Annotated in this window: 24 protein-coding genes; 13 read left to right on the forward strand and 11 right to left on the reverse strand. The window is 65.3% G+C overall.

Annotated features, from left to right (window positions below; translation table 11 throughout):
- Window positions 1–22: 22 nt before the first annotated feature.
- From ACVINW_RS17415 to ACVINW_RS17435, 5 genes are all read left to right on the forward strand, one after another.
- Window positions 23–1,576: a hypothetical protein gene (locus tag ACVINW_RS17415; RefSeq protein ID WP_456752443.1), complete on the forward strand. Its 1,554-nt coding sequence runs from the start codon at window positions 23–25 to the stop codon at window positions 1,574–1,576.
- A gap of 197 nt (window positions 1,577–1,773) precedes the next feature.
- Window positions 1,774–2,208, forward strand: coding sequence for a DUF5413 family protein (locus tag ACVINW_RS17420; protein WP_456752444.1), 435 nt, complete (start codon window positions 1,774–1,776; stop codon window positions 2,206–2,208).
- A 149-nt stretch (window positions 2,209–2,357) separates the two neighbouring features.
- On the forward strand, window positions 2,358–3,980 hold the full coding sequence (locus ACVINW_RS17425) for an inorganic phosphate transporter (protein ID WP_456752445.1): 1,623 nt from the start codon (window positions 2,358–2,360) through the stop codon (window positions 3,978–3,980).
- 57 nt (window positions 3,981–4,037) lie between these two features.
- Entirely contained in the window at window positions 4,038–4,406 is a 369-nt protein-coding gene (locus ACVINW_RS17430; protein WP_456752446.1) for a Crp/Fnr family transcriptional regulator, read from the forward strand.
- An 86-nt stretch (window positions 4,407–4,492) separates the two neighbouring features.
- Complete coding sequence (locus ACVINW_RS17435; RefSeq protein WP_456752447.1) at window positions 4,493–5,056, forward strand: DUF4112 domain-containing protein; 564 nt, start codon at window positions 4,493–4,495, stop codon at window positions 5,054–5,056.
- Window positions 5,057–5,179: 123 nt separating this feature from the next.
- On the opposite strand, the gene ACVINW_RS17440 is transcribed toward ACVINW_RS17435, so the two are convergent.
- The 5 genes from ACVINW_RS17440 to ACVINW_RS17460 all read right to left on the reverse strand — a co-directional run bounded on the left by ACVINW_RS17440 (window position 5,180) and on the right by ACVINW_RS17460 (window position 8,743).
- Window positions 5,180–5,470: a hypothetical protein gene (locus ACVINW_RS17440; RefSeq protein ID WP_016844322.1), complete on the reverse strand. Its 291-nt coding sequence runs from the start codon at window positions 5,468–5,470 to the stop codon at window positions 5,180–5,182.
- 223 nt (window positions 5,471–5,693) lie between these two features.
- Window positions 5,694–5,858 (reverse strand): DUF3309 family protein, encoded by a 165-nt coding sequence (locus ACVINW_RS17445; RefSeq protein ID WP_016844323.1) that lies wholly within the window; start codon window positions 5,856–5,858, stop codon window positions 5,694–5,696.
- Between the two features lie 191 nt (window positions 5,859–6,049).
- Complete coding sequence (msrB, locus tag ACVINW_RS17450; RefSeq protein WP_456752448.1) at window positions 6,050–6,463, reverse strand: peptide-methionine (R)-S-oxide reductase MsrB; 414 nt, start codon at window positions 6,461–6,463, stop codon at window positions 6,050–6,052.
- 146 nt (window positions 6,464–6,609) lie between these two features.
- Window positions 6,610–7,326, reverse strand: coding sequence for a peptide-methionine (S)-S-oxide reductase MsrA (msrA, locus tag ACVINW_RS17455; protein ID WP_456752449.1), 717 nt, complete (start codon window positions 7,324–7,326; stop codon window positions 6,610–6,612).
- 307 nt (window positions 7,327–7,633) lie between these two features.
- Window positions 7,634–8,743 (reverse strand): ATP-dependent DNA helicase, encoded by a 1,110-nt coding sequence (locus ACVINW_RS17460; protein ID WP_456752450.1) that lies wholly within the window; start codon window positions 8,741–8,743, stop codon window positions 7,634–7,636.
- A 197-nt stretch (window positions 8,744–8,940) separates the two neighbouring features.
- Here ACVINW_RS17460 and ACVINW_RS17465 point away from each other — a divergent pair, with 197 nt between their 5' ends.
- The 7 genes from ACVINW_RS17465 (at window position 8,941) to ACVINW_RS17495 (ending at window position 15,742) form a co-directional block, all read left to right on the forward strand.
- Complete coding sequence (locus tag ACVINW_RS17465; RefSeq protein WP_456752451.1) at window positions 8,941–10,215, forward strand: LLM class flavin-dependent oxidoreductase; 1,275 nt, start codon at window positions 8,941–8,943, stop codon at window positions 10,213–10,215.
- Between the two features lie 148 nt (window positions 10,216–10,363).
- The gene (locus tag ACVINW_RS17470; RefSeq protein WP_456752452.1) at window positions 10,364–11,314 is read left to right on the forward strand and encodes a sulfonate ABC transporter substrate-binding protein; all 951 of its coding nucleotides are present in this window, start codon (window positions 10,364–10,366) and stop codon (window positions 11,312–11,314) included.
- A gap of 62 nt (window positions 11,315–11,376) precedes the next feature.
- Window positions 11,377–12,330: a sulfonate ABC transporter substrate-binding protein gene (locus tag ACVINW_RS17475; RefSeq protein ID WP_456752453.1), complete on the forward strand. Its 954-nt coding sequence runs from the start codon at window positions 11,377–11,379 to the stop codon at window positions 12,328–12,330.
- On the forward strand, window positions 12,312–13,493 hold the full coding sequence (gene ssuD, locus ACVINW_RS17480) for an FMNH2-dependent alkanesulfonate monooxygenase (protein WP_456752454.1): 1,182 nt from the start codon (window positions 12,312–12,314) through the stop codon (window positions 13,491–13,493). The genes ACVINW_RS17475 and ssuD overlap by 19 nt, the downstream gene beginning before the upstream one ends.
- A complete protein-coding gene (locus tag ACVINW_RS17485; RefSeq protein WP_456752455.1) occupies window positions 13,490–14,296 on the forward strand; it encodes an ABC transporter permease subunit in 807 nt (268 codons plus the stop codon). The genes ssuD and ACVINW_RS17485 overlap by 4 nt, the downstream gene beginning before the upstream one ends.
- 8 nt (window positions 14,297–14,304) lie before the next feature.
- The gene (locus ACVINW_RS17490) at window positions 14,305–15,144 is read left to right on the forward strand and encodes an ATP-binding cassette domain-containing protein (protein WP_456756421.1); all 840 of its coding nucleotides are present in this window, start codon (window positions 14,305–14,307) and stop codon (window positions 15,142–15,144) included.
- Window positions 15,145–15,151: 7 nt separating this feature from the next.
- Complete coding sequence (locus tag ACVINW_RS17495) at window positions 15,152–15,742, forward strand: flavin reductase family protein (RefSeq protein ID WP_456752456.1); 591 nt, start codon at window positions 15,152–15,154, stop codon at window positions 15,740–15,742.
- A 26-nt stretch (window positions 15,743–15,768) separates the two neighbouring features.
- Here ACVINW_RS17495 and ACVINW_RS17500 read toward each other — a convergent pair whose 3' ends face one another.
- The gene (locus ACVINW_RS17500) at window positions 15,769–16,146 is read right to left on the reverse strand and encodes a hypothetical protein (protein ID WP_456752457.1); all 378 of its coding nucleotides are present in this window, start codon (window positions 16,144–16,146) and stop codon (window positions 15,769–15,771) included.
- Between the two features lie 269 nt (window positions 16,147–16,415).
- On the opposite strand from ACVINW_RS17500, the gene ACVINW_RS17505 reads away from it, so the two are divergent.
- On the forward strand, window positions 16,416–16,571 hold the full coding sequence (locus tag ACVINW_RS17505; protein WP_456752458.1) for a hypothetical protein: 156 nt from the start codon (window positions 16,416–16,418) through the stop codon (window positions 16,569–16,571).
- A 41-nt stretch (window positions 16,572–16,612) separates the two neighbouring features.
- Here the strand turns inward: ACVINW_RS17505 and flbD are convergent, their stop codons facing one another.
- From flbD to fliF, 5 genes are read right to left on the reverse strand one after another with little or no spacing between them, the layout of a single operon-like run.
- Window positions 16,613–17,998, reverse strand: a complete 1,386-nt coding sequence (gene flbD / locus ACVINW_RS17510; RefSeq protein ID WP_456752459.1) for a sigma-54-dependent transcriptional regulator FlbD — start codon at window positions 17,996–17,998, stop codon at window positions 16,613–16,615.
- Window positions 17,999–18,053: 55 nt separating this feature from the next.
- Complete coding sequence (gene fliN / locus ACVINW_RS17515) at window positions 18,054–18,404, reverse strand: flagellar motor switch protein FliN (RefSeq protein WP_050631817.1); 351 nt, start codon at window positions 18,402–18,404, stop codon at window positions 18,054–18,056.
- Between the two features lie 20 nt (window positions 18,405–18,424).
- Window positions 18,425–19,048: a FliH/SctL family protein gene (locus ACVINW_RS17520; protein WP_456752460.1), complete on the reverse strand. Its 624-nt coding sequence runs from the start codon at window positions 19,046–19,048 to the stop codon at window positions 18,425–18,427.
- Window positions 19,048–20,133 (reverse strand): flagellar motor switch protein FliG, encoded by a 1,086-nt coding sequence (gene fliG / locus ACVINW_RS17525; protein WP_456752461.1) that lies wholly within the window; start codon window positions 20,131–20,133, stop codon window positions 19,048–19,050. Before fliG ends, ACVINW_RS17520 begins: the two co-directional genes overlap by 1 nt.
- A gap of 1 nt (window position 20,134) precedes the next feature.
- Window positions 20,135–21,763, reverse strand: coding sequence for a flagellar basal-body MS-ring/collar protein FliF (fliF, locus tag ACVINW_RS17530; protein WP_456752462.1), 1,629 nt, complete (start codon window positions 21,761–21,763; stop codon window positions 20,135–20,137).
- Window positions 21,764–21,780 lie beyond the last annotated feature (17 nt).

The following is a 21,780-nucleotide window of genomic DNA, read 5'->3' on the forward strand; positions in this document are numbered from 1 at the left end:
ATATCCCTCCAATTGTGTGGAAATGGCTGACTACTACCCGCTGATCGCCCGCGCCATCGCCGGATTGGACCCCAACGCCCCCGGCGAAGCCCGCCGCGCGCTGTATGCGCGGGCGCGAACGGCGTTGATCCAGCAGCTCCGCGGCGTGCAGCCGCCGCTCTCCGAATCCGAGATCACCCGGGAACGGCTGTCGCTGGAAGAGGCGGTTCGCAAGGTCGAGTCCGAGGCCGCGCAGCGCGCCCGCGACGCCTCGCGCCCGGGCGGCGGCGGTGCTGCCCGTAGCAGCCGCGCCAACGCCAGGCCGCCGGAGCCAGGTGCACGGCCCGAGGCCGGTTCCGCCGACCCTGCCGCGCGTGCGCGGCCACCGGCGGAGCCTCGTCCGCCGCGCAATCTGCGCCCCGATGCAGCGCCGCCGGCCCCGCCGCGGCCGCAAAACCCGCCCGCTCCCGAGACCCAGGCGCCGCAGGCCCGGCCGCCGGGTCCGCCGCGCCGCGGTCCGGAAGGCGCACCGCCGCCGGCCGCACCGGGCGTTCGCGGCTTCCGCGACATCACCGCCGATGCCGACGATCTCGGCCGTGCTGCGGCGCAAGCCAGCCGCAACGCGCGCAAGACCTACGCCAACGTGCCGTCGCCCTCGCCGGAATTCGACCGGCTCGAGCCGAGCCTGGAAAACCGCGGCGGCGATCCCGAGGCGCCATATTCCTACGACGAGTCGATCGAAGAGGCCGAGCGCTACACGCCGCAGGCGCCGGGGGCGCCGCCGCAGCGCTCGCGCGTCAGCAATGCCGAGCGCGAGCCGAAGAAGCCGCGCGTCGGCTCGATGTTCCCGTTCAAGACCGCGATCGTGATCGGCATCCTGCTGATCCTGGTCGGTACCGGCATCCTGATGCGGCAGCAGCTCACCACTCTGGCCAGCAGCCTGTTCACGTCCTCTTCTCCGGTCGAGGCGCCGAAGGATGCCTCGACGGCGCCCGCGAGCAAGAAGATCACCGACCGCGTCGGCCAGCCGTCGTCGTCGGGCGAGCCGGTCGCGCCAGTGGCGCAGCGCGTCGTGCTCTATGACGAGGACCCGTCGGATCCGAAGGGCAAGCAATATGTCGGGTCGGTGGTCTGGCGCACCGAGCAGGTCAAGGGCTCGGGCAACCAGAAGCCCGACATCGCCGTGCGCGCCGACATCGACATCCCCGATCGCAAGTTCAAGATGACGATGTCGTTCCGCCGCAACACCGATTCATCGCTGCCGGCGAGCCATACCGCGGAATTGACCTTCATCCTGCCGCAGGACTTCGCCAATGGCGGCGTCGGCAACGTGCCGGGCATCCTGATGAAGTCCAACGAGCAGGCGCGCGGCACGCCGCTGGCCGGCCTCGCGGTCAAGGTCACCGACGGCTTCTTCCTGGTCGGCCTCTCCAACGTCGACGCCGACCGCTCGCGCAATCTGCAGCTCCTGAAGGAGCGCTCCTGGTTCGACGTGCCGCTGGTCTACACCAACCAGCGCCGCGCCATCATCGCGATCGAAAAGGGCGCCCCCGGCGAACGGGCGTTCAACGACGCGTTCGCGGCGTGGGGTGAGTAAAGCGCCTCGCCCTCACCTTGATGCACGACGTCATCGCCCGGCTTCATCAGGGCGATTCCGTATCGCAGCGACATAGGCGGCGGATTGTTGCAGCGCATCGACGCCGACTCGCCGAACATTTGCCGGGCGCATTCTATTTTCCCTAGAACCATCGCGTGGCTGCGTTACACTTGGCCGACGTCGGGCAAAGGCACGCCATGAAACGCTATCTGATCTTCGCAGCCATCGGGCCGTTCATCGGCGGCTTTCTGCTGCTGCTGATGACCACCTATCAGTCCGGCTACTGGACCGAGACCAATGGCGGCGAGGTGACGAAGCTGCTCGTCGTGTTCGTGAAGTCGCTGCAATACAACTATCTGTTCGGCATCGTGCCGTCGCTGATGTTTGGCGCGATCGACGACATCCTGATGCATGTGCGGCGGATCGCGCCGACGGTGCGGATGCTGATCGTCGGGGCGGTGGCGTTCGTCGGCGCGGCGCTGACCTACGCCTCGCATGGCTCCGAGAGCGGCGCGGTGCAGTTCATCCTGTACGGGATGGTCGGCTTCATCCCGGGCGTGATCACGTCCTGGCTGGCGCACAAATATGCCGAAGAGCTGCATGCGCCGGCTGAGCCGGCATCCCAGCATTAGCGCCAGTTACAGCAATCCTATCAACGCATTAGGTGCTGGCCGCGCGCGGCTGCGCTATCCTTCACGTAACTGTCACATGGGCGTCATGTAAACGTAGTCCCAATGTCACATGGCCGCTTTTGTCCTCCCGCGGCTATGAGGGCATTTACATGAGCGATTTGGCGTTACCTGGTTCGATCGAGCCTGCGCGGCGTGGCGGGCCTGATCTCGAGAAGGGCTTTCATCCGCTTACCGGCATCCTCTATCTCGGCATCATCGGCGCCGCGCTGCTGTTCGTGGCCTACAGCATCTACGCCGATGTCGGGTCGACGGGCGCGGGCAAGACCTCCTATGCGGCGTTCCTGCTGCTGTTCGTTGCGCTGTTGATCTCGCTCGGCTTCGAATTCGTCAACGGCTTCCATGACACCGCCAACGCTGTCGCGACCGTGATCTACACGCGCTCGATGCCGGCTCACATCGCCGTGGTCTGGTCGGGCTTGTTCAATCTGATCGGCGTCCTGCTTTCCAGCGGCGCAGTTGCGTTCGGCATCGTCTCGCTGCTGCCGGTCGAATTGATCCTCCAGGTCGGCAGCAGCGCCGGCTTCGCGATGGTGTTCGCGCTGCTTATCGCCGCGATCATCTGGAACGTCGGCACCTGGTATTTCGGACTGCCCGCCTCGAGCTCGCACACCCTGATCGGATCGATCATGGGCGTCGGCATCGCGAACGCCCTGATGCACGGCAGGGAGGGGACGTCCGGCGTGGATTGGTCGCAGGCGGTCAACACCGGCAAGGCGCTGCTGCTGTCGCCGCTGTTCGGATTTCTGCTGGCCGCGATCCTGCTCTTTGGCCTGAAGAGCGTGCTGCTGCGCGCGACGCCAAAGCTGTTCGGCGAGCCGAAGGGCGATCAGCCGCCACCGTGGTGGATCCGCGGCATCCTGATCCTGACCTGCACTTTGGTCAGTTTCTTTCACGGATCGAACGACGGCCAAAAGGGCATGGGCCTCATCATGCTGATCCTGATCGGCGTGGTGCCAACGGCCTATGCGCTCAACCGCGCGATGCCTGCGAGCCAGATCGAGGCGTTCACCGCGAACTCGGCGGCGGCGAGCAAGGTGATCGAGGACAGAGGCGCCGATCGCAAGATCGCGGGCAATCCGCGTCCGGCGGTGACGAACTACATCACGCTCCGGCAGCTCACCGACGAGACCTATCCGTCCCTCGCCGTTCTGGTCAGCGAGATCCGCGACCAGGTCGTGCAGTACGGGTCGCTGGCGAAATTCCCGGCCGAGACCGTCGGCAACACGCGCAACGACATGTATCTGGTGTCGGAGGCGTTGCGTCTCCTGATGAAGAGCAGCGACCACGGACTGAGCGATGCCGATGTCGCGACGCTCAATCGCTACAAGGGCTCGCTGGATTCCGCCACCAAATTCATTCCGTCCTGGGTGAAGATCGCGGTCGCCATCGCGCTCGGCCTCGGCACCATGGTCGGCTGGAAACGCATCGTCGTGACAGTCGGCGAGAAGATCGGCAAGACCCATCTGACCTACGCGCAGGGCGCCTGCGCCGAGATCACCGCGGCTGCGACCATCGCCGCGGCGGACGGCTACGGCCTGCCGGTGTCGACGACGCACGTGCTGTCGTCGGGCATCGCAGGCACCATGACCGCGAACGGCTCCGGCCTGCAATGGTCGACCATCCGCAACATCGCGATGGCCTGGGTGCTGACCTTGCCGGTCGCGATGTTGATCTCGGGCACGCTCTACTTTGTGTTCGCGCATTTATTCTAGCCGGCGCCGCAGACAACAGGGACGTCTGCGTCCCGGTTCGGAGAAAGGGAATTTGAAGTGGCAGACGCAAGCTTCAGCCTTCTGACAGGCAACGATATCGAAACGCGGCTGGTGCGCGCCGGCGGCGTGATTTTCCGCGAAGGTGAGCAGGCCAACGAGCTGTTCGTGATCAAGAGCGGCTATGTGCGCATCCAGGTCGGCAACAAGACCATGGCGGACCTCGCGCCCGACACGATCTTCGGCGAAATGGCGTTGATCGACAACGAGCCGAGGAGCGCGACCGCGACGGCGCTCACTGATGTCGAACTGGTTCCGGTCTCGGAAAAGCAGTTTCTCTTCCTCGTCGGCCAGACGCCGCATTTTGCCTTGAAGGTGATGAGGACGCTTGCGCAGCGGCTCAGGACCATGAACAAGGGCGTGTATTAGGTAACCGGCCTGCAACGTGACTCAGTGGTAACGTGACTCAGTGGTAATGTGACGCAACTTGAACCGCTTGCCTGCGTTACCATGTGATGGCCATGCCCGAGGACGACATCTTCACGCCCCACGCCACCCGATCGCGGCCGCCCTTCGGCGGGGCGCAGGCGCGCGGCAAGGTGATCGATCAGGACGGGCGCGAGCTCGGCGATGGCCCGCTGCATCCGCAGTTCCGAGGTTCGCAGTTTCAAGGCTTTCAGGACGGCTTCCGCTTCGACTTCCGCAATTCCAGCGCCAATCCGTTCGGCAATCTGACCCGCGAGGAGCGGCTCAAGCGGCTTGAGATGATCGCAAGGCTGCTCGACGTCGCCTTCGTGGTGCCGGGCACCAATGTCCGCTACGGCATCGACGGGCTGATCGGCCTGATCCCGGTGGTCGGCGATATCATCACGACCGCGATCTCGCTGTGGCTGGTGCGCGAGGCGCGGCTGCTCGGTGCGCCCTGGCACATCACCGCGCGGATGCTCGCCAATGTCGCGGTCGACGGCGTGATCGGCATGGTGCCGGTGGCCGGCGACGCCTTCGACGTCATGTTCCGCGCCAATATCCGCAATGTGCGGATGCTGCGGCGCTGGCTGGACAAGCAGCCGAGATTGTAGGGCGAACAATCCGGAAAAGTGTGCAGTGGTTTTCCGATCAGATTATTCGCTAGAAGGACTCGTCCAAAAACAAAAGCCCCCGGATCGGTCCGAGGGCTTTTCGTTAAACGAGGAGCAGAAATCTTATGCGGCGTCGGCGTCGGTCTGGCTGGCAGCCGGGCGCGGACGGCGCGGCAGCGGGAAGGCTTCGCTTTCATAGAGCGAGCGGATGCCATTCTGGTCGAAACGGGCTTCCTCGACCTGCAGATAGGCGCCGTTCAGCGAATCCGCCGGCAGCTGCTCCATCGCGAACTGCACGGCCTCGGCAGCAGTGCCGAAACGGCGGTAGGCGAAGCCCGCCCGCTTCTTCTTGCGGATCGCGGCAGGGAACAGTTCGGCGGACGTGTTGTAGTTGAACGGACGCAGGGGACGCATGGTCGACGACCTCTTGTGTTCTTGTCAGTTGGCGTGGCGTAAGGGATTTGGGGGACGGCGGCCTAACCTTGGCGACGCGCCGTACATGTCATTTCGATCCCTAATATAGGCCTCTTTGACAAAAATGCGACCCCAGAAGCGCCCTCGACAGGGCACATGCTGAATCCGCGCATAGCACGGGGTCCGATCGAATAAGCCCTTCTATTTCAATGCGTTACGGCTCTCAGATCTTGTCGAGCCAGGCCAGGATCGCGACCACGATCAAAATCACCCCGAAAAGCCCCATTCCGGAGTGGCCGAGGCCATAGCCATAGCCGCGGATCCGGCCGCTATAGCCGCCCAGCAGGATAATCAGCAGCAGGATGATGAGGATCAGTCCAAGCGACATGGCGCCCTCCTCAGAACAGGCGGCAGCCGCACGGCGAGACGCCTACGGCCCCGCGATTCCGGATCAAAGCACATTCCGGCCCGCGAGTCGTTAAGGCCTCCGGCCGATCCTCAAAGATGTAGTTGCGCCGGCCGCCGAAACAAAGCCCCGCGGGACCGGATCTGGTCGCGCGGGGCGTTGATCGCTGCGGGTTACTTCGCTTCGTTGAGCTTCAGCGCCGCCGAATTGATGCAGTAGCGCAGGCCGGTCGGGCCGGGGCCGTCGTTGAAGACGTGGCCGAGATGGCCGTCGCATTTCGAGCACAGCACCTCGGTGCGGATCATGCCGTGGCTCATGTCGCGCTCCTCGTCGACATGGCTCTCGACCGCGGGCTTGGAGAAGCTCGGCCAGCCGCAGCCGGAATCGAACTTCTGGTCGGACTCGAACAGCGTCTGTCCGCAGCCGGCGCAGACATAGGTGCCCTTGCGCGGATCATGCTCATATTCGCCGGTGAAGGGCCGCTCGGTCGCCTTCTCGCGCAGCACGGCATACTGCATCGGCGTCAATTCCTTGCGCCACTCGGCCTCGCTCTTGCGGACCTTGCCGTCGGTTTTGGTATCGGACATGGAAACTCCCTGTTTGTCGTCATTGCGAGCGAAGCGAAGCAATCCAGTGTGGGGGACGCACGATGGATTGCTTCGTTCGCGGAGTTTATCATCGGGCCGGCCAAGGCCGGACCCGTTGGCTCCTCGCAATGACGATGACTATCGCCTCAGTTGGTGACCTTGCTGCTGCCCACCAGCGTCGGCTTCTCGATGTAGTTCTCCGCGAAGATCTTCTTCAGGTTCTCGACCTTCGGGATGTCGTTATACGCAATATAGGGCTGGCTCGGGTGCAGCGTCAGGTAGTCCTGGTGGTAGCCCTCCGCCGGATAGAACGCCTCCAGCGCGCCGACCTTGGTGACGATCGGCCTCTTGTAGACCTTGGCGGCGTTGAGCTGGGCGATATAGGCGTCCGCCACCTTCTTCTGCTCGTCGCTGGTGGTGAAGATCGCCGAGCGATACTGCGTGCCGGAATCCGGGCCCTGGCGGTTCAACTGGGTCGGGTCGTGCACCACCGAGAAGAAGATCTGCAGGATCTTGCCGTAGGAGATCTTCTGCGGGTCGTACTTGATCTCGACGGATTCGGCGTGGCCGGTGGTGCCGGTCGAGACCTTCTCATAATCGGCGTTGGCTTTGCTGCCGCCGGAGTAGCCCGACACCGCGCTGACGACACCGGCGGTGTGCTGGAACACGCCCTGCACACCCCAGAAGCAGCCGCCGGCGAGCACCGCGGTCTTGATGCCGGTTTCCGGCGCGCTCGCGACCGGCGGCGGGATGATCACGGCGTCCTCGGCAGCAAGCGAGGGCGCGACGGCAAAAGCTGTGACGGCCAGCGCGCCGATCGCGGCGGCGCAAAGCGAAAGGCGGCTGAGGGAGCTCTTGGACATGGGTTCCTCGTGGGATCGCAATTGGGGGCCAGTCTAGAGCGGGAGCCGGCATTGGCAAATCAGGCCGGGCTGCTCCGACGTCTCAAAATACGGGCGAGGGGGCGATTTGTTACGGGATCGGCCACACGGTTTCGTGAGGGAAATGGTGGTGGTTCAACGGGGGGTAGGTGACGTGCTCCCGTCATCCTGAGGAGGCCGCAAAGCGGCCGTCTCGAAGGATCGACGGCCACCCAGCCGGGCCGCGCATCCTTCGAGACGCCGCTCCGCGGCTCCTCAGGATGACGGGTCTATAAAGTGCGTCGCACTTTCACACCACCACGCTGAGCCGCTTCGCCGCCCGCGTGATCCCCGTGTACAGCCACCTTGCGCGCGAATCCTGGAACGCAAAGCTTTCGTCGAACAGCACGACGTCGTCCCATTGCGAGCCCTGCGACTTGTGCACGGTCAGCACATAGCCGTAGTCGAACTCGTCATACGGCTTACGCTGCTCCCACGGCACGCCCTCGACGCCGCCGTCGAAGCATTCGCCGCGCACCGAGACCTTGGTGACCTTGTGGCCGAAATCCTCGTCCGGCATCACGCGCATGGTGATGATCCTGGATTTCGACTGCGCGCGCGCCTTGACCCGCCACAGCCCGCCGTTGAATAGGCCCTTCTTGCGGTTGTTGCGCAAGCAGACCAGCTTGTCGCCGGCGACGGGGAGGGGATCCTCGAGGTTCAGCCGCTGCCGCACCCGCATGTTGTAGGCGCGGCGGGTGTTGTTGCGGCCGACCAGCACCTGGTCGGCGCTCATCACGCGATCCGGGTCGAGCTCCTTGCGCGACACCACTTCGCTCTCGCCATGGCGGCCGATTTCGAGCTCGCGGCCCTCGCGGATATCCATCGACATCCGCACGATCGGATCGTCCTGCGCCTGGCGGTGCACCTCGGTCAGCATCGCATCCGGCTCGGCGTCGGTGAAGAAGCCGCCGCCCTGGATCGGCGGCAGCTGTGCGGGATCGCCCAGCACCAGCAGCGGGCAGTCGAACGACATCAGGTCGCGGCCGAGTTCGGCGTCGACCATCGAGCATTCGTCGATCACGATCAGCTTGGCCTTCGACGCCGGCGCATCGTCCCAGAGCTCGAAGCTCGGCTGCTCGACGCCGGATTCGCGGGCGCGGTAGATCAGCGAGTGGATCGTCGAGGCGCCGTCGCAGCCCTTGTTGCGCATGACCAGCGCCGCCTTGCCGGTGAAGGCCGCGAACTTCACCTCGCCGTCGACGCCTTCGGCGATGTGCTGGGCGAGGGTGGTCTTGCCGGTTCCGGCATAGCCGAACAGGCGAAACACCGGCGGCGTGCCGTTCTTGCCGGGCTTGGCTTTCAGCCAATCGGCGACCGCTTTCAGCGCGGAATCCTGGTGCGGCGTAAAGGTGGTCATGAGCTTTCGGAGGGATGAGCGCGCAATCAATAACGCCGCGACTCAGGCCAGTACAAGCTAACCATTCGCGCGTTCCAATCAAGCGTGCTTCCGCTGCGCGGAATTGGGGTTTCGTCCCCGAGGCTAGACTTGGGTCGCCGCGACACTAGACTGCCGAAAACAACAAACGGTCGGGGACGGACCTTGGGAGTGACGCCATGAAATTCGGCATCTTCTACGAGCTGCAACTGCCGCGTCCCTGGAACGATGGCGACGAGCTCAGGCTCTACCAGAACGCGCTGACCCAATTGGAGACCGCCGACCGGCTGGCTTACGACTACGCCTGGGTCGTGGAGCATCATTTCCTCGAGGAATATTCGCACTCGCCGGCGCCGGAATCCTTCCTCGCCGCTGCCAGCCAGCGCACCAAGAACATCCGGCTCGGCCACGGCATCTTCCAGCTCACGACAAATCATCCCGCGCGCGTCGCCGAGCGGGTCGCGGTGCTCGATCTGCTCAGCAACGGCCGCTGCGAGTTCGGCATGGGCGAGAGCGCCTCGATCACCGAGCTGACGCCATTCGGCCGCGACATGGAGACCAAGCGCGAGGTGTTCGAGGAGGCTGTCGCAGCGATCTTCCCGATGTTCATCAAGATCGGCACCGAGCATCACGGCAAGTATTTCGACATCCCCTTGCGCAATGTGGTGCCCAAGCCGGTGCAGAAGCCGCATCCGCCACTCTGGATGGCCTGCTCGCAATTGCCGACCATCGAACGCGCCGGGCAGAACGGATTCGGCGCGCTCGGCTTCCAGTTCGTCAGCGCCGAGGCGGCGCATGCCTGGGTGCACGCCTATTACAACGCGATCACCAAGCGGCTGAAGAAGCTCGCCGACTACGAGATCAATCCGAACATGGCACTGGTCTCGTTCTTTATGTGCGCGAAGACCGACGAGGAAGCACGCAAGCGTGCCGACGGTGCGACCTTCTTCCAGTTCGCGCTGCGCTATTACGGTCAGGCGCAGAACCGGCAGCGGCCGGCGCCCGGCACCGTCAACATGTGGGACGAGTACAACAAGTGGAAGCGCGACAATCCGGAGGCGCAGGAGGCCGCGCTGCGCGGCGGCCTGATCGGCTCGCCGGAGACCTTGCGTAAGAAGCTGCGCCGCTTCCGCGCGTCGCATATCGACCAGGTGATCCTGCTCAACCAGGCCGGCAAGAACACGCATGAGCACATCTGCGAGTCGCTCGAGCTGTTCGGCAAGGAAGTGATGCCGGAGTTCCAGCACGATCCCGAGCACGATGCCTGGAAGAAGGGTGTGCTCGACGGCTCGATCCAGCTCGAGGAGATCGACACCCAGGCGTTCACCGACCGTTACGGTAAACTCGCCGTCAATGTCGGTCCAAAAGCCGCCGCTGCCGGCGGATCAATTGATGTGCAGCGACCTCGCGTTTCCGTGAGGAAAATAATTCGCTACATGCGCTCTGCGCCTTAAAAGAAACGACACGCGCGATGCCTGCATCGAAGTGCAGGCATCGCTATTTTTGTGCGGTGCTCGACAGCTTCATTCGCGCGCCCCATCATCCTGACTTCGCATGATCGTGCAGCGCGAATGCGCGCTTGATCGTCAGGAGAGTCTTGGAATGAAGCGTCGTGAGTTCCTTCAACTGTCGCTGGTCACAGCCGCCGCCGCTGCGCTGTCACGAGGCGCGCAGGCACAGGCCGACGCGAAGGAAATTCGTATCGGCTACCAGAAGAACGGCGTGCTGGTCATCACGCGCCAGCGCGAAGCCTTGGAAAAACATTTCAAGCCGCAGGGCGTCAGCGTGAAATGGGTCGAGTTCTCCTCGGGCCCGCCGATGATGGAAGCGATGAATGTCGGCAGCGTCGATTACGGCGCGGTTGGCGATTCCCCGCCGATCTTCGCGCAGGCCGCCAGTGCGGCCATCGTCTATGCCGCCGCGCAGCCGATCATCAACGGCTCAGGCATCCTGGTGCCGCAAAATTCGGCAATTAAGGATATCGCCGGTCTCAAGGGCAAGCGTGTCGGCTTCACCAAGGGATCCAGCGCCCATAACGTCGTGATCCAGACCTTGGAGAAGGCGGGGCTCACTTACGATGACATCACCCCGGTCTATCTGACGCCGCCGGATGCGGGGCCGGCCTTTGCCAATGGCGGCATCGATGCCTGGGCGATCTGGGATCCGTATTTCGCGATCGCCGAGACCAGGCAGAACGGCCGCATTCTGGTGAGGACCCGCGACATCACCAAGACCAACTCGTTCTATATCGCCAACCGCGACTTCGCGAACAAGCACGGCGCGCTGTTGCAGCAGATCGTCGACGTCACGACGTCGACGGCGGCATGGGCCGAGGCGCATCCCGACGAGGTCGCGCAATCGCTCGCCGCCGTCACCGGCGTGCCGCTCGATATCCAGACCATCGCGGCGCGGCGGGCGGGCTTCTCGGTCGGGCCCATCACCGACGATATCGTCGCGACCCAACAGGGCGTCGCCGACCGCTTCTTCAAGCTGGGCCTGATTCCGAAGCAGATCGCGATCCGCGACATCGTCTGGCGCAACACCCAGACCTGATCGCGCGCCTTGCTCAATTCCTTGCTCAGTTCCTTGGTCCATTCAATGCAGAGGATATTCCCATGACGCGTTTGTTTCGACGCTGGGTCGCCCGCGCGGTGCTGTCGGTCAGCATCGTCGCTGCGAGCGTCGGCGCCACCTATGGCCAGGACAAGGTGGTCCGCATCGGTTTCCAGAAATATGGCAAGCTGGTGCTGCTCAAGAGCAAGGGCTCGCTCGAGCAGAAGCTGAAATCGGTCGGTTACTCCGTGGTCTGGACCGAGTTTCCGTCCGGGCCGCCGCTGCTTGAAGCGCTCAATGTCGGCGCGATCGATTTCGGCAACACCGGCGAAGCGCCGCCGATCTTCGCGCAGGCTGCCGGCGCGCCGCTGCAATATGTCGCCTATGAGCCGCCGGCGCCGAAAGGCGAGGCGATCCTGGTGCCGAAGGACAGCCCGATCAAGTCGGTCACCGACCTCAGGGGCAAGAAGATCGCGCTGAACAAGGGCTCCAACGTCCACTATCTGCTGGTGAAGGCGCTGGAGAAGGCCGGCGTCAAATATTCCGAGATCGAGCCGGTGTTCCTGGCGCCCGCCGACGCACGCGCGGCGTTCGAGCGCGGCGCGGTCGATGCCTGGGTGATCTGGGATCCGTTCCAGGCCGCGGCCGAGGCTGCGACCGGCGCGCGCACCGTCGCCGACGGCACCGGTGTCGTCGCCAACTATCAGTTCTATTTCGCCTCGAAGAAGTTCCTGCAGGCCGATCCGAAGATCGTCGAGCTGGTGCTGGCGCAACTCAGCGAGGTCGACGACTGGGCCAAGGGCGACATCCACGCCGTTGCCGAGCAGCTCGCGCCCAGCATCGGCCTGTCGGTGCCGGTGGTCGAGGTCGCTTTGAAGCGGCAGGCCTACGGCATCAAGCCGGTCACCGACAGCGTGGTCGCCGATCAGCAACAGGTCGCCGACACGTTCTTCGCGCTCGGCCTGATCCCCAAACAAATCAAGATTTCCGACGTCGCATGGAGGCCGGGCACGTGAGCACCGCAACCAACGCCAACATCCTCTGGTTCCTGCCGACCCACGGCGACAGCCGCTATCTCGGCACGTCGATCGGCGGCCGCGAGGTGAACTTCAACTATCTGCGTCAGATCGCGCAGGCCGCCGACCAGCTCGGCTATTACGGCGTGCTGCTGCCGACCGGCCGCAGCTGCGAGGACTCCTGGGTGGTAGCCTCCGCCGTCGCGCCCTGGACCGAGCGCCTGCGCTATCTCGTGGCGGTGCGGCCCGGTCTGCAATCGCCAAGCGTCGCCGCCCGCATGACCGCGACGCTCGACCGGCTGTCGAACGGCCGTCTTTTGATCAACGTCGTCACCGGCGGCGATCCGGTCGAGAACAAGGGCGACGGCATCTTCCTCGATCATGACGAGCGCTACGCGGTGACCCGCGAGTTCCTCAACGTCTACAGCGATCTGCTCGCCGGCAAGACGGTCAATGTCGAAGGCAAGCACATCAGGATCGAGGACGGCCGCCTACTGTTCAATCCGGTGCAAACGCCGCGGCCGCCGCTGTACTTCGGCGGCTCGTCGGACGCCGGCATCGACGTCGCAGTCGATACCGTCGACAAATACCTGACCTGGGGCGAGCCGCCGGCGCAGGTCGCCGAGAAGATCGCCAAGGTGAAAGCCGTGGCCGCGCAGCGCGGCCGCAAGTTGTCGTTCGGCATCCGTCTGCATGTGATCGTGCGCGAGACCAATGCCGAGGCCTGGAAAGCGGCCGACGAGCTGATCCAGTACGTCACCGACGACACCGTCGCCGCCGCGCAGAAGATCTTTTCGCGGATGGACTCGGTCGGCCAGCAGCGCATGGCGCAGCTGCATGGCGGCCGGCGCGACCAGCTCGAGATCAGCCCGAACCTGTGGGCCGGCGTCGGTCTGGTGCGCGGCGGCGCCGGCACCGCGCTGGTCGGCGATCCCGAGACCGTCGCGGCACGGATCAAGGAGTATCAGGACATCGGCGTCGATACTTTCATCATGTCGGGCTACCCGCATCTCGAGGAAGCCTATCGCTTCGCCGAATTGGTGTTCCCGCTGCTGTCGCTCGGGCACGGCAACAATGTGACGCCGATCCGGGTCAACACCGGGCCGTTCGGCGAGACCATCGGCAATGAATATCGGCCGCAGAAACAGGCATCGCAATCATGAGCTTGATCGATTCACTCCCGCGCGTCGGCGCACCCAAATTGCCCAAGGTCGACGGCCTGATCCCCTGGATCGTGCCGCTGGCGATCGTGCTGATCTGGCAGCTCGCCTGCGTCACCGACTACGTGCCGTCGCGTGTGCTGCCGGCGCCGACCGACGTCGCACTCGCCGGCTGGAAGCTGTTGCTGTCAGGTGAGCTGATCCGCAACATCTGGGTCAGCTTCTGGCGCGCCTCGATCGGCTTTGTGATCGGCGGCGGCATCGGCTTCGTGTTCGGGTTGGCCAACGGCCTGTCGCAGCTGTCGGCCAAGCTCACCGACACCACGCTGCAGATGGTGCGCAACATTCCGCATCTGGCGCTGATTCCGCTCGTCATCCTGTGGTTCGGCATCGACGAAACGGCGAAGCTCTTTCTCGTGGCGCTCGGCGTGTTCTTCCCGATCTATCTCAACACGCTGCATGGCATCCGCACGGTCGATCCGCAGCTGATCGAGATGGGCCGCATCTACGGCATGACCGACGGCGAGCTGTTCCGCCGGGTGATCTTCCCGGGCGCGCTGCCCTCGATCTTCGTCGGCCTGCGCTTTGCGCTCGGCATCATGTGGCTGACCTTGATCGTCGCCGAGACCATCGCGGCCTCGTCGGGCCTCGGCTACATGGCGATGCAGGCGCGCGAGTTCATGCTGATCGACGTCGTCGTGCTCTCGATCCTGATCTACGCCTTGCTCGGCAAGCTCGCCGACAGCGCCTCGCGGGCGCTGGAGCGGCTGACCCTGTCGTGGCACCCAGCTTTCCAGAAGAAGTGAGAATGAGCATGCAAGAAGCGCTTCGTTTCCAGTCCGCCGGTGCCGAGCCGGTCGAGCGCGCCGACATCGTCGTGCAGGCGCGGCAGTTGCGGCGAGGATCGGACAGCGCGGCCCGCGGCCTGTCGCTGACCATTCGCGGCTTGCGCAAATCGTTCGGCGACAATGAGGTGCTGCGCGGCATCGACCTGCATATTCCCTCCGGCCAGTTCGTCGCGATCGTCGGCCGCAGCGGCTGCGGCAAGAGCACGCTGCTGCGCCTGGTCGCCGGGCTCGACGCGCCGACGGCGGGGAGCATTGCGTTCGGCGAGGAGCCGCGGGCGCAGGATGTCCGCGTCATGTTCCAGGAGCCGCGCCTGCTGCCCTGGGCGCGGGTGCTGTCCAATGTCGAGGTGGGTCTGGGGCGCGAGCGCTCCTCAGCCGATGCGCAGGCGCGCGCCGAGCGTGCGCTGGTCGAGGTCGGCCTTGGCGACAAGCGCACCCAGTGGCCGTCGGTGCTGTCGGGCGGCCAGAAGCAGCGCGTGGCGCTGGCGCGGGCGCTGGTCAGCCAGCCGCGCGTGCTGGCGTTCGACGAGCCGCTCGGCGCACTTGATGCTTTGACGCGGATCTCGATGCAGCAATTGCTGGAGCGGGTCTGGCGCGACCAGGGCTTCACCGCGATCCTGGTGACCCATGACGTCGCCGAGGCGGTTGCGCTCGCCGACCGCGTGCTGGTGATCGAGGATGGCCGCATCGCGCAGGACGTCACGATCGACCTGCCGCGGCCGCGCCGGCGCGGCTCGGCCGAACTCGCCGCGCTGGAAGGAGAGATTTTGAAGCATCTGCTCGAAGGCAGCGAAGATAACCTGTGAGGTCGCGATGAATTCCCTCGTCCGCAATGCTTCGATCGTATCAGCGGTGGCGGCCGCCGACTTCCGCGGCGCGATGCGCCACCTCACCGGCGGCGTCAGCGTCATCACGGCCGGGCGGGGCAAGGAGATTTCGGGAATGACGGTGACCTCGGTGTCGTCGCTATCGGTCGAGCCGCCGTCGCTGATCGTCAGCATCAACCGCGCCGCCTCGTCATGGCCCCTGATCGCGCGCCATGGCGCGTTCGGCGTCAACATCCTGACCGCGGACCAGCTCGAGATCGCCGAGCGCTTCACCGGCAAAGGCGGCCTGAAGGGCGCGGAGCGGTTCACCGGCGCCGAATGGACGACGCGCGCATCGGGCGTGCCGCTGCTGGTCGGGGCGCTGGCCGCGATCGACTGCGAGGTCGAGGAGATCATCGAGCGGCATTCGCACGCGATCGTCATCGGCCGCGTGCTCGACGTGATCGCGTCAGAGCGCACCGCCGCATTGGCCTACTGGCACGGCGAATACGTCGCGATCGACCATGACGAAGACGCAGCCAGGCTGGCCGAGGTCAGCCTGCCGTCGCGTCACGTCCATGCCCGCGGCGTGCGCTAGCCCGCGTTGCGTGTCCGGATCGGCTTTTAGAAGACTGCGCTCAGTGACGCCGGGCTGTCGATGATCACAGTGCTGCCGCGAACGCCACCCCATACGGCCTGGATGGTCTGAGCCGTATTGCCCAGCGCAATCCCGACCACGAGCGTGGTCGGGATGCGGCCAAAGCTCGACGGGGTTTCGTTATAGGTGAAGCTCGCGACGACAGGCGAGACCTTGCCATTGATGGTGACGCCGAACATGCCGCCCGGGATATCGGTGCCGGTGGCGTAGGGATTCGGAACGTTGAGCGTAACGATCGCGGTGGTGCCGACGCCCTCCGGGATCGTCAGGCTGAGGCCTTGTATCGGCGTGAAAGTGCCGGAGTTGGTGGACAGGGTGCCGCTGGTCTGCGCGTAAAGGGCCATATCACTCTCCAGTTGTCAAAATATAAAAGCGCAATAGGAGATTGAATACGGCAACTGTTCCCAAGATTCAAGGGAGGAACGGCCAAAGCGCTTGGCGCGGCATGTTGGCCGGGGCGCTTCCTTGATCAGCAGATCGGATCATGATGCGTTTCCACGGAATCGCATCATGATTCTCATCTCATTGTTTGAGCACGATCTTTTCGGAATTCCGGTTTCCACTTTTCCGGATCATGCTCTAGCGCGCGAGATTTCGGAGGCATGACGGTTCGATGAAGCGCGTGGGAACCTGGCTGTTCTATCTCGTCGGTGCGATGGCCGTCGCCTATCTCGCGCTGTATGCCTATGTGACGTTCACCGGCCGCGACATCACGCCGGGCGATCCGATCCGGATCTTTCGCAAGCCCGACGCGCCGAACTATTCGTGACCTGGGGCAGGCGGCGGGATCGCTCCGCCGCCTTCCGTTGCTCAGCCGGCGTTCGCCATGCGCTGATAGTCGGGCGCGCCGTTGCCCGCCGGGGTGATCGGGATGCCGCCGTCGGCATACTCGTTCAGCTTGTTGCGCAGCGTGCGGATCGAGATGCCGAGGATGTTGGCGGCATGAGTGCGGTTGCCGAGGCAGTGCTTCAGCGTTTCCAGGATCAGGTCGCGCTCGACATCGGCGACGGTGCGGCCGACCAGCGCGCGGGTGACCTGCTCGGCGGCCAGCGTCGCATGCGCCACCGCGGGCGCGGTCTTGGCAAGGTCGAGGCGATCGCCGTCGGGGGTGAGGATCGCGTCGGGGCCGATCTCGTCGCCCTGCGCCATCAGGACCGAGCGATGGATGGTGTTCTCGAGCTCGCGGACGTTGCCCTGCCAGCGGTTCGCGGTCAGGACGCGGCGGGCCTCGGTCGAGATCGGACGGACCGGCAGGCCGTTGGCCTCGGCATATTTCTTGGCGAAGTGCTGCGCCAGCTCGAGGATGTCGGCCGGACGGTCGCGCAGCGGCGGAATCTTCAGATTGACGACGTTGAGGCGGAACAGCAGGTCCTCGCGGAAGGTGCCCTCGCGCACCGCCTCCGACAGATTGCGATTCGAGGTCGCGATGATGCGGATGTCGACCGGGACCGGCCTGGTGCCGCCGACGCGGTCGATCACCCGCTCCTGGATCGCGCGCAGCAGCTTGGATTGGAGCCGCACGTCCATTTCGGAGATTTCGTCGAGCAGCAGCGTGCCGCCGGTGGCTTCCTCGAACTTGCCGATGCGGCGCGCCACGGCGCCGGTGAAGGCGCCCTTCTCATGGCCGAACAGTTCGGATTCCAGGAGGTGCTCCGGGATCGCCGCGCAATTGATCGAGATGAACGGCCGTTTGGCGCGGGCCGAGCGGGAATGGACATAGCGCGCCAGCACTTCCTTGCCGGTGCCGGACTCGCCGGTGATCATGACCGAGGCGTCGGAGCCCGCGATCTGCTGCGCCAGCTTGATCACCCGGCCCATCGCCTCGTCGCGCCAGATCAGGTCGCGGGCGTCGTTGGCGACCGCGGCGAGCACCGCTGCGATCAACTCGGGGTCGGGCGGCAGCGGGATGTATTCCTTGGCGCCGGCATGGATCGCGGCGACCGCGGCGCGGGCGTCGTTGGAGATGCCGCAGGCGACGATCGGAACGTGGATGTGCTCGGCCTCGAGCCGCATCACCAGGTCGCGGATGTCGAGGCCGACATCGACCAGCAGCAGGTCGGCGCCCTTGCCGCCTCGCAGGACGTTCATCGCCTGTTCGGCGGCCTCGGCGTGGGTCACCGAGGCGCCGTTGTCCATCGCGATCTTGGTCGCGGTCGTGAGCTGGCCCTTCAGGGTGCCTACGATGAGAAGCCGCATGATGATCTCCTGTTGGTCTGGTCGCGCAGGTTCCGCGCGCTACCGTTGCATTCGTTTAAGAGCGTTCTGCCTTGATGATTTCGGTCATGGTCACGCCGAGCTTGTCTTCCACCAGCACCACTTCGCCACGCGCCACCAGGCGGTTGTTGACGTAGATGTCGATCGCCTCGCCGACCCGGCGGTCGAGTTCGAGCACGGTGCCCGGCCCGAGCTTCAGCAGGTCGCCGACGTCCATCTTGGAGCGGCCGAGCACCGCCGAGACCTGCACCGGCACGTCGAACACGGCCTCGAGGTCGGCCGCGATGCGCGCGGCATTTTCGTCCTCGTTGTAGCCGATGTCGTCGATCCCGGGCGCGTCGGCGGCGTTGAGATCGGGAAGCGGGACTTGGGTGTCGGTGTCGCTCATGGTTCAGCCCTCAATGCCCTTCAGCCGGTCTGGCCGCGGGACGCCAGATAGCGCCCGACGAGTTCGTTGATCTTGCCTTCGATCGCAGCGCGCTCCAGCACCACGCCGCCGTCGGCCCATTCGATCCGGCAGTCGCCGGTCGCGATCGTCGGCTCGGCCAGGATCACCAGCCGGCCCTGGAAACCGGAATGCGCCGCCATCTGCTCGATGTTGTGATGCGCCGCCTCGTAGAGCGCGTCGTTGATGCGGACCACGAGATGCGGGGTTGCGACCAGATGCGAGAAGCAGTCGGAGACCAGCGCGGTGATCTCGCCGAGCGGCTCGCGCGCCACCAGTTCATTGCAGAGCTTGCGGGCGACCGCGACCGCGACGTCGACGGCCTCGGTCTCCATCCGGGTCTCGATGCCGGCAAAGCGCGCGGCGATGCCCTTGATCGCGGCGCCGATCTCCTCCAGCGCCTGCGCCATGCGGCGGTCGCTCTCGACCTTGGCCTCGCGCAGCGCGGCCTCGTAGCCGGCGCGGTAGGCCCGCGCCTCGGCGTCGGCGACCTTCTGGGCGACTTCGGCCGGGGTCGGCGCGCGCTCGCGGGCCCGGTCGGGAGCCGAGAAGTCGGTGTCGAACAGGAATTTCGCAGGTGCGGCCATCAGTACACCAGCTCGTCGTCGGCGCGGTTCTTGGTCAGCGTGATCTCGCCGCGGGCGGCGAGGTCCTTGGCGAGGTTGACGAGCAGCGCCTGCGCCTCGTCGACGTCGCGCAGCCTGACCGGGCCCATCGCGGCCATGTCGTCCATCAGCATCTTGCCGGCGCGCGAGGACATGTTGCCGAGGAAGAAGCTGCGCACCTCCTCATTGGCGCTCTTCAGCGCGACGCCGAGCTTGTCCTTGTCGATATTGCGCATCAGCGTCTGGGCCGAGGCGGAATCGAGCTTGATCAGGTCGTCGAAGGTGAACATCAGCGCCTTGATGCGCTCGGCGGATTCGCGGTTCTCTTCTTCCAGCGAGGTGATGAAGCGGGTCTCGGTCTGGCGGTCGAAATTGTTGAAGATCTCGGCCATCACCTCATGGGCGTCGCGGCGCCGGGTCTGCGACAGGTTCGACATGAACTCGGTGCGCAGCGTCTGCTCGACGCGCTCGATGACTTCCTTCTGCACCGCCTCCATCCGCAGCATGCGGCCGACCACGTCGAGCGCGATGTCCTCGGGCAGGATGGCGAGCACGCGGGCGGCGTGCTCCGGCTTGAGCTTCGACAGCACCACGGCGATGGTCTGCGGGTACTCGTTCTTGAGGTAGTTGGCGAGCACCTCTTCCTGCACGTTGGAGAGCTTCTCCCACATGTTGCGGCCGGCGGGGCCGCGGATCTCGTCCATGATGCCGGAGACGCGCTCGGCCGGCAGGTATTGCTGCAGCAGCCGCTCGGTGGCGTCGAAATTGCCCATCAGCGCGCCCGATGCCGACATCCGCGAGACGAATTCCAGCATCAAATCCTCGACCACGTCGGCCTCGACGGTGCCGAGCGTCGACATGTGGACCGACAGCTCGCGGACCTCCTCGTCGTCGAGCATCGACCAGATCTTGCCGCCATACTGCTCGCCGAGCGCGAGCATCAGGATCGCGGCGCGCTTCGGGCCGGGCAGCGGCTTGCCCTTGGGCCGCGCGCTCTGCCGGTTCGCCAGCGTCGAGAGGACGGTGGCGATGTCGTTGGCGTTGGTGGTCTGGGGTACGGCGGCCATGTCAGTTCTCTACCGGCTCGCTCAGCCATTGACGGACGATGGAGACGGTTTCGTTCGGATTGCGCTCGGCGAGCTCGCCGACCCGGTGCACGGCCTGGGCGTGGACCTGGCCCTGGATCTGGGCGACGTCGATCAATTGCGCCGCGCCGCTGCCGCTCGGGATCAGCGCCTGGCCTGTCGCGCCGGCGCTCTCGGCATGGGCTTCGGCGAGTGCCGGCAGGCCGCTGCCTGCCAGCGACGGAATGGCGTCGGCCGCCACGATGCGCTTGACCAGCGGGCGGACCACCATGAACAGCACGACCAGGCCCAGCATCATCATAACGCCGAGCTCGATGACGTACATCACGTCATCCTTGGTGAATTGCAGCATGCCGAGCAGGCCGGTGGGTTCGGCGATCGGCTGGGCGGCCGGCGGCTCGGCGAAGCGCAGGTTGACGACCTCGACCTGGTCGCCGCGCTTCTGGTCGAAGCCGATCGCGGAGCGGACCAAAGCGGCGATACGGTCGAGCTGCTCCTTGCTGCGGTCCTGGTAGACCATCTCGCCTTTTTCGTTCTTGGAATAGGCGCCGTCGACCAGGACCGCGACCGAGATGCGGTTGACGCGGCCGGCCTCGGTCACCTCGGTCTTGGTGGTGCGGGAAATCTCGTAATTGTTGGTTTCCTCGCTCTTCTTGCTCTGGTCGCGGGCGCGGGCGGCGTTGTCCTGGTTCTGGTTGCCCGGCAGCTCGTTGGCGACGGTGACCTGGCCGGAATTGTCGGCGGTGAGGCTCGATTCCTCGCGGGTCTGGGTCGAGCGCAGCACCCGGCCCTCGGGATCGAACTTGTCCGAGGTCTGGGTGATCTTGTTGTAGTCGAAGTCGGCGGAGAGCTGCACGCGGGCGCGCCCGGCGCCGACCACCGAGGAGACGATGTCCTCGACCTGCTTGCGCATCCGCTTCTCGAACGCGGCGCGGCGCTCGTCGCCGACCGCGGCGTCGGCGTCGGACTGGGCGCCGTCGGCCAAGAGCTGGCCGGCTTCGTCGACGATCGAGACCCGCTGCGGCTTCAGCCCGTTGACCGCGGAGGCGACGACGTGGCGGATGGCGCGGATCTGCTGCGGCTCCAGCGCGCCGCGCACCCTGAGCACGATCGAGGCCGACGGCTCCGGCGTCTCGCGCGAGAACAGCGGCTTTTCCGGCAGCACCAGGTGGACGCGCGCGGCCTGCACGCGGTCGATGGCACGGATGGTGCGGGCGAGCTCGCCTTCCAATGCCCGCAGATGATTGATGTTCTGGACGAAGCTCGTGGTGCCCAAGGCGTCCGATTTGTCGAAGATCTCGTAGCCGACGCCGCCGCCCTTCGGCATGCCGCCCTCGGCGAGCTTCATCCGCAGCCGCGTCACCTTGTCCTTCGGCACCATGATCGCGGCGCCGTCATTGCGCAGCTCGAACGGGATCGCCTGGCGCTCCAGCTCCTTGATAATGGCGGAGGAATCTTCGGTCGACAGGTCGGTGAAGAGGGTGGTCATCTGCGGCGTGGTGACGCGCATGATGACGAACGCGAAGAAACCGATCAGGGCCGCGGTGACCGCAACCATGGCCGCGAGGCGGGCCGCACCAAGACCTCTCAGGAAAGCAACCAGACTTTGCACCAACGGCCCCCAGGGAT

Source organism: Bradyrhizobium sp. USDA 4461 (genome assembly GCF_054055655.1).